This is a genomic window from Dysgonomonas sp. 216 (assembly GCF_010501065.1).
Classification (GTDB): domain Bacteria; phylum Bacteroidota; class Bacteroidia; order Bacteroidales; family Dysgonomonadaceae; genus QVMM01.
This window is the reverse complement of record NZ_QVMM01000015.1, coordinates 65,788-81,578: the sequence shown is the minus strand read 5'-3', so window position 1 is coordinate 81,578 and position 15,791 is coordinate 65,788. Positions and strand designations below refer to the sequence as shown.

General features: G+C 37.4%; 16 protein-coding genes and 1 tRNA gene. 4 read left to right on the top strand and 13 right to left on the bottom strand.

Annotated elements, in window-relative coordinates:
- Positions 1 to 63 precede the first annotated feature (63 nt).
- The 8 genes from D0T53_RS09780 to hemG form a co-directional block, all read right to left on the bottom strand.
- Complete coding sequence (locus D0T53_RS09780; protein ID WP_163267367.1) at positions 64 to 753, bottom strand: phage integrase SAM-like domain and Arm DNA-binding domain-containing protein; 690 nt, start codon at positions 751 to 753, stop codon at positions 64 to 66.
- 106 nt (positions 754 to 859) lie between these two features.
- A tRNA-Phe gene (locus D0T53_RS09775) sits at positions 860 to 932 on the bottom strand.
- Positions 933 to 1,005: 73 nt separating this feature from the next.
- Positions 1,006 to 2,193: a class I SAM-dependent rRNA methyltransferase gene (locus tag D0T53_RS09770; RefSeq protein ID WP_163267365.1), complete on the bottom strand. Its 1,188-nt coding sequence runs from the start codon at positions 2,191 to 2,193 to the stop codon at positions 1,006 to 1,008.
- A 210-nt stretch (positions 2,194 to 2,403) separates the two neighbouring features.
- Positions 2,404 to 2,862, bottom strand: coding sequence for a hypothetical protein (locus D0T53_RS09765; RefSeq protein ID WP_163267363.1), 459 nt, complete (start codon positions 2,860 to 2,862; stop codon positions 2,404 to 2,406).
- A 284-nt stretch (positions 2,863 to 3,146) separates the two neighbouring features.
- Positions 3,147 to 3,728: a 3'-5' exonuclease gene (locus tag D0T53_RS09760; RefSeq protein ID WP_163267361.1), complete on the bottom strand. Its 582-nt coding sequence runs from the start codon at positions 3,726 to 3,728 to the stop codon at positions 3,147 to 3,149.
- Positions 3,722 to 4,285, bottom strand: coding sequence for a DUF5063 domain-containing protein (locus D0T53_RS09755; protein ID WP_163267359.1), 564 nt, complete (start codon positions 4,283 to 4,285; stop codon positions 3,722 to 3,724). The genes D0T53_RS09760 and D0T53_RS09755 overlap by 7 nt, the downstream gene beginning before the upstream one ends.
- Before the next feature lie 23 nt (positions 4,286 to 4,308).
- Positions 4,309 to 4,962: a uracil phosphoribosyltransferase gene (gene upp, locus D0T53_RS09750; RefSeq protein ID WP_163267357.1), complete on the bottom strand. Its 654-nt coding sequence runs from the start codon at positions 4,960 to 4,962 to the stop codon at positions 4,309 to 4,311.
- A 50-nt stretch (positions 4,963 to 5,012) separates the two neighbouring features.
- Positions 5,013 to 6,365 (bottom strand): protoporphyrinogen oxidase, encoded by a 1,353-nt coding sequence (gene hemG, locus D0T53_RS09745; protein WP_163267355.1) that lies wholly within the window; start codon positions 6,363 to 6,365, stop codon positions 5,013 to 5,015.
- 142 nt (positions 6,366 to 6,507) lie between these two features.
- Between hemG and D0T53_RS09740 the strand changes: the two genes are divergently transcribed.
- Both D0T53_RS09740 and D0T53_RS09735 read left to right on the top strand, forming a co-directional pair.
- A complete protein-coding gene (locus D0T53_RS09740; protein ID WP_163267353.1) occupies positions 6,508 to 6,948 on the top strand; it encodes a hypothetical protein in 441 nt (146 codons plus the stop codon).
- Between the two features lie 132 nt (positions 6,949 to 7,080).
- Complete coding sequence (locus D0T53_RS09735; protein ID WP_163267351.1) at positions 7,081 to 8,013, top strand: FkbM family methyltransferase; 933 nt, start codon at positions 7,081 to 7,083, stop codon at positions 8,011 to 8,013.
- Between the two features lie 85 nt (positions 8,014 to 8,098).
- On the opposite strand, the gene D0T53_RS09730 is transcribed toward D0T53_RS09735, so the two are convergent.
- Positions 8,099 to 9,529, bottom strand: coding sequence for a CCA tRNA nucleotidyltransferase (locus tag D0T53_RS09730; RefSeq protein WP_163267349.1), 1,431 nt, complete (start codon positions 9,527 to 9,529; stop codon positions 8,099 to 8,101).
- Between the two features lie 96 nt (positions 9,530 to 9,625).
- Between D0T53_RS09730 and D0T53_RS09725 the strand changes: the two genes are divergently transcribed.
- Positions 9,626 to 10,474 carry a hypothetical protein gene (locus D0T53_RS09725; RefSeq protein WP_163267347.1) on the top strand — a complete coding sequence of 283 codons (849 nt, stop codon included), beginning with the start codon at positions 9,626 to 9,628 and terminating at the stop codon, positions 10,472 to 10,474.
- Between the two features lie 76 nt (positions 10,475 to 10,550).
- On the opposite strand, the gene D0T53_RS09720 is transcribed toward D0T53_RS09725, so the two are convergent.
- On the bottom strand, positions 10,551 to 11,345 hold the full coding sequence (locus tag D0T53_RS09720) for a TIGR02757 family protein (RefSeq protein WP_163267345.1): 795 nt from the start codon (positions 11,343 to 11,345) through the stop codon (positions 10,551 to 10,553).
- Between the two features lie 257 nt (positions 11,346 to 11,602).
- Between D0T53_RS09720 and D0T53_RS09715 the strand changes: the two genes are divergently transcribed.
- Positions 11,603 to 13,306 (top strand): hypothetical protein, encoded by a 1,704-nt coding sequence (locus D0T53_RS09715; RefSeq protein WP_163267343.1) that lies wholly within the window; start codon positions 11,603 to 11,605, stop codon positions 13,304 to 13,306.
- A 143-nt stretch (positions 13,307 to 13,449) separates the two neighbouring features.
- Here the strand turns inward: D0T53_RS09715 and D0T53_RS09710 are convergent, their stop codons facing one another.
- Genes D0T53_RS09710 through D0T53_RS09700 form a run of 3 tightly spaced genes read right to left on the bottom strand, consistent with a single transcriptional unit; the run spans position 13,450 to position 15,749 of the window.
- Entirely contained in the window at positions 13,450 to 14,178 is a 729-nt protein-coding gene (locus tag D0T53_RS09710; RefSeq protein ID WP_163267341.1) for a HesA/MoeB/ThiF family protein, read from the bottom strand.
- 4 nt (positions 14,179 to 14,182) lie between these two features.
- Entirely contained in the window at positions 14,183 to 15,301 is a 1,119-nt protein-coding gene (thiH, locus tag D0T53_RS09705) for a 2-iminoacetate synthase ThiH (protein WP_163267339.1), read from the bottom strand.
- Positions 15,302 to 15,341: 40 nt separating this feature from the next.
- Entirely contained in the window at positions 15,342 to 15,749 is a 408-nt protein-coding gene (locus tag D0T53_RS09700; protein WP_163267337.1) for a GNAT family N-acetyltransferase, read from the bottom strand.
- Positions 15,750 to 15,791: the final 42 nt, after the last annotated feature.

Sequence of the window (15,791 nt, the reverse complement as noted above, 5' to 3'; positions counted from 1 at the left end):
ATCTCGTCCGAGACACTTAGTGGTATACTTTTCAATTACTAAGTGGACTACTTTTCAATTATATTATACAGGAAGGTTTATTATCTTCACTATTTCCTCTTTGCTTATAGCCCTTTTAATCGTTGCTTTATGCAGCTTGGAAACCTTAAACTTCTTAAATGGATAATAGTCTGGTTTTACTGCACCTTCTTCAATAGCTAAGTTATAAATAGTTCTAAGGGTTCTGAATCTTACACCAATAGTATTTTCAGACATACCTTCTTTTCTTAACCAAACTTCATATCTCTTTAGCCATTGAATGTCAATATCAGAGAAGTATATATTGAGGTGCTTATTGAACTTAAGTAAAGAGTTGTACACTTGCTGAATAGATGCTGCATATCCATATCTTCTTTGACACCTTAGACCTTCAATGTGCTGTTCAAACAGTTCTTTTACAGTGATGTGCTTGTTAGCTTTACCTTCAATGTCAGCAAGAGAATGAGCAGTAAACTCTTTGTTCTCAGCCTTTAGTTCAAGTATCTTCGTCCTGTACTCACTTACTCTGTCAGACATTATCTTCTCGATATAATCTTTATCTGGACAAGTAGGCTTAGGCTGACTCTTATCAAAGTCCCAATGGATTGGATTAACAGATATACCAATGTTAAGGTATTTGCGCTTTCTGTTCTTTGTAATTCGCAGTTTTAGAGGGGATTCCCCATTCTTAAGGGTTGTGAATTTATAACATATCACATCAATAGTTATGCTCATTTTGATAAACACAATTTAGAACACAACCTTAGTTTTTCTTAGTGTTTAGACATAAAAAAAGAGAACTACTTTTTGAGTAATTCTCTGACTGTCAGTCTTTTAAAAGTGGTGCCACCAGGAATCGAACCGGGGACACAAGGATTTTCAGTCCTTTGCTCTACCAACTGAGCTATGGCACCATCATTTATTTGCGTGTGCAAAGGTAATACATTTTTTTATTCGTGCAAGCTTTACACCAAAAAAATATTAATTTTATTCGACATATAATACCAAGCCCTTCAAATACTCCCCTTCGGGATGATAAATATTGATCGGATGATCGGCAGGTTGAGTCAACTGATGCAATATTTTAACACTTCGTCCTGATTGAGCTGCCGCACTGAAAACCGCCAAACGAAAAGCATCTTTACTAATGACCTGCGAACACGAAAATGTAAATAAAATACCACCCGGCGCAATCTTATTAAAAGCCACAGCATTTAATCGTTTATAGCCTTGCAGTGCATTTTTTATAGCTCCACGATGTTTCGCAAAAGCAGGAGGATCAAGAACAATCAAGTCGTATTGAGAGTTATCCATATTTCCCAAGAACTTGAAAGCATCTTCAGCAAAAGACTTATGGCGTCCGTCTTCCGAAAAATTCAGAGCAATATTCTCGTCTGTCAACATTATAGCTTTTGCCGAACTATCAACCGAATGCACTAATTTGGCTCCCCCCCTCATTGCATAAAACGAAAAACCACCTGTATAACAAAACATATTAAGCACCGAACGCCCTGAGGCATATTTTTCTAACAAGGAACGGTTGTCGCGCTGATCGACAAAGAAACCTGTTTTTTGACCTTTCAGCCAATCGGCTTTAAATTTAAGCCCGTTTTCCAAAGCAACATTATTGTCCTCTACCCCACCAATCAGATAGTCATTTTCGGCGCCTAAATTAGCTTTATAAGGCAATGTTGTCTCCGACTTATAGTATATATTCCTGACACGGCCTTCCAAAACTTCTTGTAAAGCCTTACAGATATCATTGCGGCTTTCGTGCATACCTACCGAATGCGACTGAATTACTGCAGTATGAGCATAAACGTCGATAATTAATCCCGGAAGATTATCGCCCTCGCCATGCACTAAACGATAAGTATTATTAGCCTCGTTAACAAGCCCTATTGATTGCCTAAGGTCAAAAGCCACTGTCAGTTTCTTTCTCCAAAAATCCGCATCTATTTTTATAGGCTCAAACGACAATACACGAACTTCTATACTGCCAATCTGGTAATGCCCTACAGCTATAAATTCATTATCCGCAGTATAAACATTTACAACCTCACCTTCTTCAATACCCTCGTCTTTGCGAGCAACTGCTCCCGAAAATATCCAGGGATGAAATCGCTTCAGCGATTCTTCCTTTTTAGGCTTTAATATTATTTTCTTATAATTCATTATATATATTCTATGTCTTTACAAAACACTTATTCTACACAAATAGAATAACACCCTTGTTGCAGAAGTCCTAAACAGCAAGCCTATGAAAAACCTGACACTCCTGACACATTTTAGCAAAAATAGTTACAAGTACACGAGTTGACAAGTTTTTGTGTCTATATTTGAGCTACTTGTTAAAACCTGACATACCTGACAGTTTTTAATTAATTACTTGAACTTGCTATTATCATAATTATACGGAATACTGGTACCAACTACAACATCTTCAATTTTTTCGATAATCAACCAATCATCCATATTGTTTTGATGGTCGAAATTGAGAGACGGTTCAATTTTTTCCACATCAGAAAATTCGACAAGAATAAGGCATTTTTTATGCCAACGGTCTTTTTGCTTATCTGTCAGGTTTAATTTGGATTGATTACGTTCGAGAACACTAATAATTTCGTCGTCCGACAGTTTCGCATAGTTTTCTACATTCGTAACAATAGCTTTTGCCGATATCTTTTTCGACCCCTTTTGCATAAAGTATAACGTTTCGCCTTCAGAAACTCTACTATGTGGAATCTTACGTCCAGCAGCTCCACGAACTACCATTGTTTTGCTTCCATCTAATATTCTATCCAGCACTTTTGCTTTATCGTCACAATATACCAAGTGTACCATATCTGTTATTTATGTAAATCAGTATTAAAATTTAGTTTCGCCCACAGTTATTCTACCAATATAGAATTAATGCTTCATGTCAGCATTCCGAAACCGATATTATTTCAAAAACCTGACACTCCTGACAGTTTTTACAAATAATATTTATTGAGCACTAAAAACAGGAAATAAGCAATAGCTAATAAATAATTACGGAGAAATCGAAATCGCTTATTCAAATTATATTTAGCATTGAGATTTATTCTCGTCAAAATTTGTTTCCCAACTAAATATAGATAAACAAATCAGTTATTTATCCGATATTTTTCCAACTCGTCATATATTCTCAAACATGCCCATGCATCAAGAGCTGCGTACATTTTTTGAGCATCGGTCAGAACATCATTTTCCCAGTTTGTAAGCCGCTGCCTTTTCGATATCTTTTCGTTAAAAATTATAGCATAAATCCGTTGCAAGCTGGCATCCTCAATCCCGAAATCTTTTACATGCGATTGCAATTCAACAAAACCCTGAGGCTCCAGACTAGTACGCTTGCGGATAGCCGAAAAATCGTCCTTCAACGAAAGCCCGATTTTCAAGATATCAGGATTATCCAGAAACTTCGATAAACTATCGGGGAAGCCTATCATATTCAATCGGAACAAAAAGCAAGTATCATCAACCGATATTTGCATTAATGCAATTTTATGCGATTTACCTTTTTTAAACGACGGACGGGTTTCGGTATCAAAACCAACCCTTTTAAATGTTTCCAGATACTTTATAGCTTCATCTGCCTCTTTTTCGGTCTGAACAACAATAATACGCCCCGCAAATTGAGCTATAGGCAATGTCGATATTTGTTCTTTCGATATAGTATTTACCACGCTTCGTCTATATTATTAAAATCATCATCGAACGAATCGTTTTCGCCCGAATATTTAAGAGAATGCAATGCCCTGAGTACATTTACTAATTTTTGTCCCCAATAGGCCTTAAAATTTTCGTTACAAATATATAAAGCATCATTGGCATACTCAACCACACCACGCTCATAAATTGTTATAAAGTTTTTCAGGTCCTGATAAATATCGGTAACATCTTCCGATATGCTAGCCGAGATAGGAGTCTCGCTATATTTCATATCCTGCAAAAAAACTTCAAGATAAGTATCATTTTGTCCGTAAATATCATATACCCGCGAAAGGATGAAGTTGTAAACATCTTCAGTTACAGTTTCTTCAGGATCTGCCTCATCCTGCATTTCCGATTCAGGCAACATTGTAGCTTTCAAATAAAGCAAAGGCAAAAGCTTAGTTAGTTTATCTGTCACCAAAGCTTCTTCTTCATCCAGATTTTCCAGATAACCACAGTATTGTACAGCTACGGTTACAAACTCAACCGCATTTTTTGAAAAAACTATATTTTTAAGTCGATCTTCCATTTTCTTTATCTACATTTCGGTTATCAGTCTTTTTCGCCATATGCCAAATCTCCGGCATCACCCAATCCGGGAATAATGTAAGCCTGCTCGTTCAGTTCGGGATCAACAGCTGCAGCCCATAACGTCACATTTGCCGGCAATTTTTCATTACAATAATCAATAGCTTGCTTGGTAGCTATTATAGTGGCTATATGTATTTTCCGAGGTTGACCTTTAGTCATTAACGCATGGTAAGAAAGCTCCATACTGCTACCGGTAGCCAACATCGGGTCGGTCAGTATTAAAACTTTATCATCAATTCGGGGCGAAGCAATATATTCAATGTGCACATGAAAACTCTCGTGATTTTCCTTATACTTGCGATATGCCGACACAAATGCATTTTCGGCATTATCAAAATAACTCAGAAAACCATGATGATAGCCTAAACCGGCACGTAAAATTGTTGCCAACACCACCTTTTCGGCAGGATAATTCGTTGGCGACACCCCCAACGGCGTTTGTATATCACGGGATTCGTACAACAACGACTTACTTATTTCGTATGCCATTATCTCGCCTATACGCTCGAGATTACGCCTGAAACGCATGCTGTCGCCCTGCACGTTAACATCGCGCAACTCGCCAACAAATCTGTTAAGTATCGAATTTTGTCCCGACAAATTAATTATTTCCATTCGCCTTATTTATTTTCAGTATACAAAGGTATAAAAAACCACAGCATTTTTCAGAACGATGCAACAATGTCGAAAGCCTGCTTTATACGGTCGGCCATTCCAATACCGTTCCGTAGATTTCCGGCAACTATAAGTCCTTTGTTTTCCTCTTCTATTTTATTAATTGCTTCGAATCGCTTACCACTCGATTTTTCATATTGTGGAATAGCATGCCTATGCCGGAATATGTGTATAAAATCAATTCCACGTTCGTTTATTCCGAATAAATCCGATAGTTCGGCCTCAACTGTTTTTTTAAGACGTTCGTCCGACCAGTCAAATATTTCGGGATGCCTTATCCCTCCCATGTAAACAGCCAAAACCGAACAGTCCTCTGGTACACGTTGCGAGAAACAATACGATGGAAATAAAACACCAAGTAACCTTCTGTTCTCTTTCTGAGGTATTAATCCGCCAAACGAGCAAAACCGATTATTAAGCACATTCTTTTTTACCCCGACAGCAACTTGCACTATTTTAGCATACCTTAAATCGGTAATTGCATCCATGTCTTCCAAACTGATAAACGGCAGTATTTCGGGCAAAACATATGCACCCACAGTTGTTATCACTACATCGGATTTATATAGTACCTGCCTCCCGTTGCGATGATAAGCAACACAATAACCTTCGTCGCCATTCTTGTTTATCGAAACATCAGTTATATCACAAACAATATTCTGTGCCCCAACACCATTCTGTAAAGCATAAATAAGCCCGCCCAAACCACCTGCAACAGAAAACACTTTTCGTGTTGCTTTTAAATCGCGTGCTGTTTTCTTTATTTTGCTTTTTTGTATACTTCCTTTTATAAAACTTCCATAATCCTGTTCAAGCCTGTACAATTTAGGTAAAGCATACCGTGTTACCAGCTTTTCGGGATCGCCTGCATAAATACCCGAGATAAAAGGATTTACTGCGTAATCGACAAACGATTGCCCTATACGCCGTGCAGCAAGAGAAGCTACCGACTCATCGGGATCTGCCCCTTTTTTCTGAAAAGGCTCGAACATCATCTTTGCTTTGTCGGCAGCGCTAAATAGCGGAGTTTTCAAAAACGACACAGCCCCCGAAGGTAGCGGATGCCATCTTCCATTCTTCAAAATCAACCGCTTTTCTGCATTCCGATTTGCTTCTTCTATTTTCAGCCCAAGCATATCGAACAATTCGGCCACCTCCGGATTGGATACAACCCCCGTATTTGGCCCTTCTTCAAACACATAACCATTGGCAACATGAGTTTGAATAGCACCGCCAACCTTCGAATCTTTTTCCAGAACAGTAACCTCATAACCCTTGTCTCTTAGTAGGTATGCAATTGTGAGGCCTGTTAATCCTGCTCCTATAACAGTTATTTTTTTCACGATACGAAAGTACAAAAAAGTATTGCAATGTTATTTAATAAATAGCCTCTACCAAGAAAGGTTTTTGATGTTTTAAACCTTTTTCCCACTTATTCGTTAAAATAATAAGCATTTACCTATTGACACTATAAATATCAGAATTATGACTAAAACTAAAAAAACATTCATCACAATATTTGTTGTTATTATATTGCTAGGCATTGGCTTTACATACTATTGGTTTTATGTACCTTACAGTTCGAGCAGCGTAAGGGCCGGTGAACTTAACTACGTAATGCACAAGGGCATAATATTTGAAACATACGAAGGGGAATTAATACAAACAGGATTCCGTTCGAAAACGGGAGCAATAGGATCGAACGAGTTCGAGTTTTCTATTGCAGACGAAAAGCTTGCTAAAAAACTGATGGGGTTAACTGGCAGCAACGTTAAACTGCATTATAAAGAATACTTCGGGGTTGTTCCGTGGCGAGGATATACCCGATACATTGTTGATAGCATTGTATCTGTCGATCCCCAACCCAATACTAATTTAAACGAAATAGATCCTGCCATATTCGATTCGAACACTGTTGTAAATTAATTGAAAATTCATTCATCTTTTTAACGATTTTCAATTATTGAATTGGACAATTAAATTCATGTCAAAAGCTCATGAAAAGGTGTTATCTTTGCTTCTGTTTATAAAATAACAAGAACACAGACAAACCAAAATATGAATAAAACGAAATTTGTTTCCAGTTGGGTTTTTCCTCTCGGAATTGTGTTTATGCGTACCTTTCCTCTACTTACACAATGGCTACGATCAAAAATAGAGTCGAATAACACAACATGGAAAACACGTAAAGAAATACTGACTTACTTTTCCAAAAAAGAAAATATACTTTCCGACACCGAACTGAAAGAAGCTTTGACATATATAAAGAAAAGAGGCTTGCAAATGATTCCATATCGATGGGCAGAAAGATATAATCCTCTTGATATAAAAGTATATAATGATGGTGATTTAAAATATGTAATGTTCAATAATAACCGACTCTATTTTAGAAGAGGGAGCAATGATGCAAAAATAAAACTTACCTACACAGCTCTTTTACAAGAACAAGACAAACGATCGCCTCATAGCTATATGAACGATAAATTCTACATCGATAATGGAAGTATAGTATTCGATTTAGGCGGGGTAGAAGGTATTTTTGCCTTATCAGTAATCGATAAGGCCAGCCGTATATATATATTCGAAGCAGATGAGTCGTGGATAGAACCTTTGGTCAAAACATTCGAACCATGGAAAGATAAGGTAATTATCATTAATAAATATGCCTCAAATGTCGATTCCGACAGTACTATATCGGTAGACACATTGCTAGATTCTGAAGATAGTGGTTCTGTTTTTCTGAAACTGGATGTAGAAGGAGCGGAGAGCATTGTTTTAGATGGAGCTATAAAAACCCTTACATCAGGTAAATTTAAAGTAAAAGCAGCTATATGTACATATCATAACCAAGAAGATTTTGATATTTTATCAAAGAAAATGAAAGATATGGAATATGACATATCGCCTTCCAATGGCTATATGTTGTGTTATACGAACTGGAATCTTACTTCTCCTTATTTCAGAAAAGGAATGATCCACGCCCATAAATAACATATACAATAAATCTATGTGTTTCGATTAAATATCTGAGGACATACTTTTCCAAAATAACACAAAAGAAATCATCCCGAACTGTTTATTTAACAGGTTTCAATCCCATTTTTTTCGCTTTATCCAAAAGATACCTATAAGCGGCATCATATTCGTTAGGTATAACGCCATCGAGTATGGCATCCTTTATTGATGCTTTCAGGCTTCCTATCTCAGGCCCCGCAGGCAAACCGAACAATTCCATTATTTCCAACCCACCAATCGGTGGCTGAAAATTACGAACATGATCCTTCTCTTCTATTTCCTTCATTTTCTGACGGACTATTTCGAAGTTTTTCATGTAACGTTTAACTTTTGCCTCGTTTTTCGAGGTTATATCAGCTTCGCACAACATCATCAAGTCGTCGATATCATCTCCCGCTTCAAATATCAGGCGGCGAACAGCCGAGTCGGTAACTTCATCTTCAACCAAAGCTATCGGGCGCATATGCAACGAAACCAATTTCTGAACATACTTCATTTTTTCGTTCATCGGAAGTTTCATTTGCTTAAATATGCGAGGAACCATTTTTTCGCCTATGAAGTTGTGGTTATGGAAAGTCCACCCCAGCTTGTTGTCCCAACGTTTTGTAGCAGGTTTCGCAATATCGTGCATAATAGCCGACCATCGCAACCACAAATCCTGTGTTTTTTTCGAAAGGCTATCCAACACTTCGAGCGTATGGTAAAAATTATCTTTATGCCCCCTACCCTCACGGCTTTCAACGCCTTTGAGCGCAACCAGTTCGGGGAAAATAATATCAAGCAAGCCTGTTTTATACAGCAACAAGAAGCCTTTTGAAGGAACAGGCGAAAGAACAATCTTATTCAGTTCGTCGGCAATTCGTTCCTTTGTTATTATTTCGATCCTGTTTTTATTTCGCTTTATTGCTTCAAAGGTCTCGGGTTCAATAGTAAACATCAATTGCGAAGCAAACCGTATAGCACGCATCATACGCAACGGATCGTCACTAAATGTTATATCCGGGTCGAGAGGGGTACGGATAATTTTATCCGCCATGTCCTTTAGTCCGTCAAACGGATCAAGCAATTCTCCATACCGATTTTTGTTTAGGCAAACCGCTAAAGCATTTATCGTAAAATCCCTGCGGTTTTGATCGTCTTCCAACGTTCCATCCTCTACTATTGGGTTACGCGAGTTTCGCTGATACGATTCGCGCCGTGCCCCGACAAACTCAATTTCCGAATCTTTATATTTTATCTGGGCTGTTCCGTAAGTTTTAAAAACAGATAGTTTTGCTTTTCGTCCCAGCTCTAAAGCAACAGCTTCGGCTAACTCAATACCACGCCCAACTGTTACTATATCAATATCTTTTGACGGACGCTGAAGGAAAACATCTCTTACATATCCGCCTATTGCATAACATTCGAGTTGCTCCTCATCAGCCACCCGACTGATTATATCGAATATCTTTCCCGAAAAATGTTGTTGTATTTTATTTGGTTCTAACTGCATCAACTATTGTTTATAGCTTACAAAATTATAATAAAACAAGTATATAAAGCAGAATAATGTTATTTTTGTAGTAATATCTTTCAACTCATTACTATTATGAAAGCTACAGTAAAAGTTATGTTTATCGTTTTAGCCTCTTTGTTTATAGTGGCTTGTGGCGAAAAAAATAAAGAAGCGAAACTATATCTTGAAGATATAAAGAGTTTGTACGAGAACGAAGAGTATGAACTGGCAAAACAAAAAATAGACAGTATACAAAAGCTTTATCCAAAGGCTTTTGACGAGATAAAGGCAAGCCTTGCATTACTGCAAGATGTGCGTAAAGCTCAAAATATTAAGCAAATTGCGTATTGCGATTCAGTTGTTAATGTATTACAATCGAGAATCGATTCTATTAAACAACTTTTCACTTATGATATAAATAAAGAATACCAGGAAAGTGGACGCTTTCTTCCTAAAACTATGCCCTCAAAAATTCTATCAGCTACCACTTTAAGAGCGGGCGTAAAAGAAAACGGACAATTATTCATAGAAAGTGTATTTGTTGGCAATAATAAGTATCATGAGGCTGTAAAAGTGAGCTTGAAAGATGGTTCATATACCGAAACTTTACCTGTTAACGAAGATGGCTTGAATTTCAGGTTTACCGATGCCGGAAAGAACTACGAGGTTATAACCTTTACCGGAAAAGATGAAAATGGCATTGCCCGCTTTATATATACTTTTGCCGATAAACCATTAAATGTTACTTTAACGGGCAAAAGTACTACTTCTTTTGCTCTATCCGGAACAGCTAAAAAAGCTATTTCAGATACCTATCTTCTGTCAGACTGGATGCTTTGCGTAGATAGCTTGAAGTCGGTTAAAGAGAAAGCTGAATTATTAATCAAATACATCGACGAAAAAAAGAATGCTAGTGCATTAGCCAAGCCGGTAACAGAATGAGAAGGTAATGTTTACCACAAACCTATCCGTCACGAAACAGTAATTTTTATCGTGTATTATATTTACAACAAACACATTATCGGATAATACCATCTACTCCTTCTTCGATAGAAATACCGAACAAGGCAAAATCATATTTCACAGGGTCGTTCGGGTCGAAAAGCCGCAAATTATTTGTCAATTCAACCGCTGCCATCCAATCGGGTTTCGGACGGGTTATGAGCCCTAATATGCGGGCAGTACGTTCGACATGTAAATCGAGAGGACAAATAAGGTCTTTAGCCTTTAGTTTTTGCCATATGCCAAAATCCACTCCTTTATCATCTTTCCTTACCATCCAACGCAAATACATATTTATACGCTTGCATGCCGATTTTTTTGCAGGTGTCGAAATATGCTTTCTTGTTCGTTGAGGCGCATCGCTATTGTCAAAAAAATAATTGTAAAAATGAATTAAAGCTTGCTCAACCGTCTGCAATCTGGTTTCATCGGGGACAAAGGCATCTTCCAATGTCGAAAAGCGCAGATAATGTCTCCTTAAAAAATCGACACAGTATAATAAATCCGTATCATTAAATGTACGATGCTTAAAACCCATAAGTTGTTTCAGATCGTTATCCGAATACGACATAATAAATTCGAAAGGAGAATTATCGAATCTATCAATCAGCTCGTTACATTTATTGATAATTGTAGCACGTTGCCCCCATGCAAAAATTGCTGCAAAAAATCCCATAATTTCAATATCCTGTTTCAGTGTAAATTTATGAGGGATAGAGATCGGATCTTTTTCTATGAAGCCAGTGTTATTATATAACGTTTCTTTAGCTTCGAGCAACCGTTTCACTTTTTCGAAAAATAACTTATCCATGAAAAACACAGTAAATATTTAAAAATAGAAAAAAAGACGCATATTAACGCTATAAATCAAGAGAAAATCGATTATCTTAGCCTCTCGAAAATATCTGTTTGCTTTTGGAGAGAAAGTCTTATCTAATACAAAAACAAATATGCAAAAATTTAGCATGTTAGATATACGCATCAATATACTCTCGGATATTTTTCAACTTATAAATAAATGTTATAACTAGATAAATATTCAATTAATTAAACTAAAATTTGTGAGTCATGAAAAACTGTAAAGTAAAACTTTACTCATCGCTTGTGATGCTTGTTCTTATCAGTATTCTGGGCACATCATGTAGCAGCAAACTAAAACCATTATCCGACAATTGGTTTAGCACAACACCTTCGCCTCTTGAAGTAGTAGGTACAAAAGTACCAGTAACTATTAACGGGAAATTCCCCGAAAAATGGTTTAATAAAAATGCTGTAGTAGTAGTAACCCCTGTTCTTAAATATCAAGGAAAAGAATCACTAGGAACGCCTCAAACTTTTCAAGGAGAAAATGTTGCCGGAAACGGCATTGTAGTTCCCCAAAAAACAGGAGGAAACTTCACTATGAATGCGAACTTCAATTATGTACCTGAAATGCAAAAATCGGAACTATATCTTCGTTTCGAGGCTGGCATTAAAGGAAAAACATTTGAATTGCCTGATGTGAAAATTGCCGACGGAGTAAATTCTTCTGCTGCTTTGGCTAGTGCTTTTACAACTACACCGGCTACTGCTCCCGATAAATTTCAACGTATTATGCAGGAAGCTTATGATGCCGACATAATGTTTCTTATACAACAGGCAGAACTTAGAAGAAGCGAATTAAACTCGTCGAACCTTGCAGCATGGAAAGACCTTGTTAAAGAGGCTTATGAGAACGATAGAAAATACGTAAATGTAGAGATTTCGGCTTATGCATCGCCTGACGGAGGATATGACTTGAATGAAGGCTTAGCTGAAAAACGTGAGAAAAACACATCGAGCTACCTTAACAAAGAATTCGCTAAAAAAGAAATAGATACCGAAATTAACGCAAAATATACTGCCCAAGACTGGGAAGGTTTCAAAAAACTTGTAGAAGCTTCAAGCTTACAAGATAAAGACCTTGTATTAAGAGTTCTTTCGATGTATAACGACCCTGAAACAAGAGAACGTGAAATAAAAAACATCTCGTTTGTATATAAAGAACTTGCCGAAACCATTCTTCCTAAACTTCGCCGTTCGCGTTTAATTGCAAATGTTGAAATTATAGGTAAAACAGACGAAGAATTAATAGCTGCAGTAAACAGCAATTCGATGAATGATTTAAACGTTGAAGAAGTGCTTTATAGCGCAACTTTAGAGCAAGCTCCTGTTGAGAAAATATATAATTATGCGACTCAAAAATTCCCGAACGATTACCGTGGATGGAATAACATTGGTTCGTATTACTTTGCAAACGGACAAATAGATAAAGCAAAATCGGCATTTACAAAAGCTCAACAAATATCGAATAAAGCTGCCGAGCCAAACATGAATATGGCTTTGCTTTCTTTAGCTGATGGAAATGTTGCTAAAGCTCAGGAACTATTAGGAAATGCATCCGGCGCAAATACTCTTAACGAAGCTCTTGGATTGCTATACCTTAAAAACGGAGAATATTCGAAAGCTGTTGATGCATTCGGAGAAACTAAAACCGAAAATGCTGCACTTGCTCAAATTCTGACTAAGAATTACAGCAAAGCGCAAAACACATTAGATAACTTATCAGATAAGTCGGCTACAAGCTATTATTTGAATGCTATTGTTTCTGCACGCACAAACAATTTTGGAGGTGTAATCGGAAATCTTAAAGAAGCTATACAGAAAGATTCTTCAATAAAGAATACTGTATCAAACAATCTTGAGTTTGCAAAATACCTTTCAAATCCTGATTTCACAAACATGTTGAAATAATTATCAGGAAGGTTTAAGTATAAAACAAAACCTTTATATATGCAGAGAGTGTCGTTATTTACGACACTCTCTGTTTTTTCACTCTCTATAGTTTTCTTGACAGGGTAAGTTTTCAAAAGTCAATATTCTTAGACAAAGCGCGCCTACTGTTTCGAACAAACACATCCGGAATTCTGCCTTACCGATAACGTTTGAAATGACATAATTTTACCATCAAATACAAGCAAGCGGTTAGTGAGTAACCCCTCCATTCCGGTAATATATTTTATTGCTTCGGCTGCCTGTATAGAGCCTATCGTCCCCGCGATAGCACCTACAATGCCAATTTGCTTAGACGAAGGTAAAGCTCCATCGTTGGGTTCACTCCCAAATATGCATCTGTAACAAGCATTGCCTGATGTATAGGTCATAACCTCTCCACGCATAGCTAATGCCGCACCATGCGAGTAAGCTTTACCAAGCCCGACACAAACATCGTTTATCAGAAATTTTGTTTCATAATTATCGCAACAATCAATTACAAAATCGTAGTCCTGTACCAATTCTGAAGCATTGCTTAAGGTAAATTTCTCCTTATATATATTCACTTTAATATCGGGATTTAATGCTTCCAGTTTTTCTCTTGCCGATTCAGCTTTATGGCGTCCCACATCGGCTGTTCGATGTAAAACCTGACGTTGCAGGTTGGTAATATCAACCACATCGTGATCTATTATACCTAATGTGCCCACACCTGCCGAAGCAAGATAATAAAGTACTGGCGAGCCTAGCCCTCCTGCTCCAATTACCAATATTTTGGATTGTAGAAGCTTTTGCTGCCCTTCGTCGCCAATAGCCTCAACCAATATATTGCGTTCGTATCTTCTGTCCATTATTTTATTGCAGGCTTAAATCCCAATCTTTCCAAACCACTTCGTAACCTTGCCCTTTTACAGCCTGAAGGATGTCTTCGGGAGCCCGATCGTCGTTTACTACAAATTGCTCCAACTCTTGTTTATAAACAGCATACCCTCCGGGGTCGGTTTTCGATCCGGCACTGAGCGATGTAACTCCCAATGTTGTCATATTGTCCCGAAACTGTTTATCCTCGCGTGTGGATAAAGCAATCTCAATATCGTGATCGAAAATACGATAAGCAAATACCAATTGTGCAAGTTCTTTATCTTGCATTATTACATTCGGCTGAAAATCCTCTCCTTCGTGCGGACGCATACGGGGAAACGAAATGGAGTATTTTGTCTGCCAATAGTTTTTTTGCAGATAACGTAAATGCAATGCCATCATTGTCACATCGGTTCGCCAATCTTCGAGTCCAATCAACACTCCCAGACCTATTTTGTGCACGCCTGCTTTTCCCATACGATCGAAAGTATCGAGCCGCCAATCGAATTTCGATTTCATCCCTTTCGGGTGGTATACCTTATATCGGTCTTTATTATAGGTTTCCTGGTAGCAATATACTGCATTAAGCCCTGCGCCATTAAGCCTTCGATATTCTTCTTCTTTCAGAGGTTGAACCTCTACCGATATAGACGAGAAATACGGCTTAACAAGATTGATAGCATTTTCTATATACTCCACTCCTGCATCACGAGGATTTTCTCCTGTAACTAATAAAATATGCTGAAAATCGCCAATTTCTTTTATCGCCTCAACTTCGCGCATAATTTGCTCATCGGTAAGTATAATTCGCTTTATATCGTTATTATGGTTAAAACCACAGTATATGCAGTGATTAGAACACGAATTAGTAAGATAAAGCGGAATATAGAATTGTATAGTTTTTCCAAACCGCTGTTGCGTATATTTACGACTCAAAACTGCCATTTGCTCCAGATAAGGCAAGGCGGCAGGAGATATTAAAGCCATAAAATCCTCAACACTCAAACGGCTGTTTTTAGAAAGAGCCAACTCAACATCCCTCGATGTTTTATTGGCAATACGTAACTTTATATCGTCCCAATTATATTCGTTTATTATTTCGGCAAATCTCATTTCTTATAATTTTCAAAACTCTACATACATAGAATTACTTTTATGTCCAAAGACTAGTTATAAACATCGGTGTTTTTTCGTCGCCAATCTCAAAGCCGCAATGTTCATAAAAACCTACTTCTTTATCGTACGCGACTAAAACAATGCGTAAGTAGTCTTTATATTTTTCAGAAACATTCTTTATCAGTTCTTTGCCTATTCCGTAGTGCTGGTATTCGGGCATAATTAACAGATAATGGATGTATGCTGTCATTATACTATCATCCAGAACATTTATCAGTCCAACCAACTTTTCACCATCCCATGCACTGAATACAGTTCCCGAATTCTGCATTGCAACTACAAGCTTTTCAGGATAATTTCCTGACGACCAATTAACAGAAAGAAATAAATCTTTCAAGGCCTCTTCCGAGAATTCCTTTGTGTCTCTATACTTAATATCTTTCATTTCAGACTCTCTTTATTGTCTATTTCCTTAATAATTCCTTTC

Coding starts and splice junctions, on each gene's coding strand:
- D0T53_RS09780 (WP_163267367.1), bottom strand. CDS start 753: ATGAGCATAACTATTGATGTGATATGTTATAAATTCACAACCCTTAAG.
- D0T53_RS09770 (WP_163267365.1), bottom strand. CDS start 2,193: ATGAATTATAAGAAAATAATATTAAAGCCTAAAAAGGAAGAATCGCTG.
- D0T53_RS09765 (WP_163267363.1), bottom strand. CDS start 2,862: ATGGTACACTTGGTATATTGTGACGATAAAGCAAAAGTGCTGGATAGA.
- D0T53_RS09755 (WP_163267359.1), bottom strand. CDS start 4,285: ATGGAAGATCGACTTAAAAATATAGTTTTTTCAAAAAATGCGGTTGAG.
- upp (WP_163267357.1), bottom strand. CDS start 4,962: ATGGAAATAATTAATTTGTCGGGACAAAATTCGATACTTAACAGATTT.
- D0T53_RS09740 (WP_163267353.1), top strand. CDS start 6,508: ATGACTAAAACTAAAAAAACATTCATCACAATATTTGTTGTTATTATA.
- D0T53_RS09735 (WP_163267351.1), top strand. CDS start 7,081: ATGAATAAAACGAAATTTGTTTCCAGTTGGGTTTTTCCTCTCGGAATT.
- D0T53_RS09730 (WP_163267349.1), bottom strand. CDS start 9,529: ATGCAGTTAGAACCAAATAAAATACAACAACATTTTTCGGGAAAGATA.
- D0T53_RS09725 (WP_163267347.1), top strand. CDS start 9,626: ATGAAAGCTACAGTAAAAGTTATGTTTATCGTTTTAGCCTCTTTGTTT.
- D0T53_RS09720 (WP_163267345.1), bottom strand. CDS start 11,345: ATGGATAAGTTATTTTTCGAAAAAGTGAAACGGTTGCTCGAAGCTAAA.
- D0T53_RS09715 (WP_163267343.1), top strand. CDS start 11,603: ATGAAAAACTGTAAAGTAAAACTTTACTCATCGCTTGTGATGCTTGTT.
- D0T53_RS09710 (WP_163267341.1), bottom strand. CDS start 14,178: ATGGACAGAAGATACGAACGCAATATATTGGTTGAGGCTATTGGCGAC.
- thiH (WP_163267339.1), bottom strand. CDS start 15,301: ATGAGATTTGCCGAAATAATAAACGAATATAATTGGGACGATATAAAG.
- D0T53_RS09700 (WP_163267337.1), bottom strand. CDS start 15,749: ATGAAAGATATTAAGTATAGAGACACAAAGGAATTCTCGGAAGAGGCC.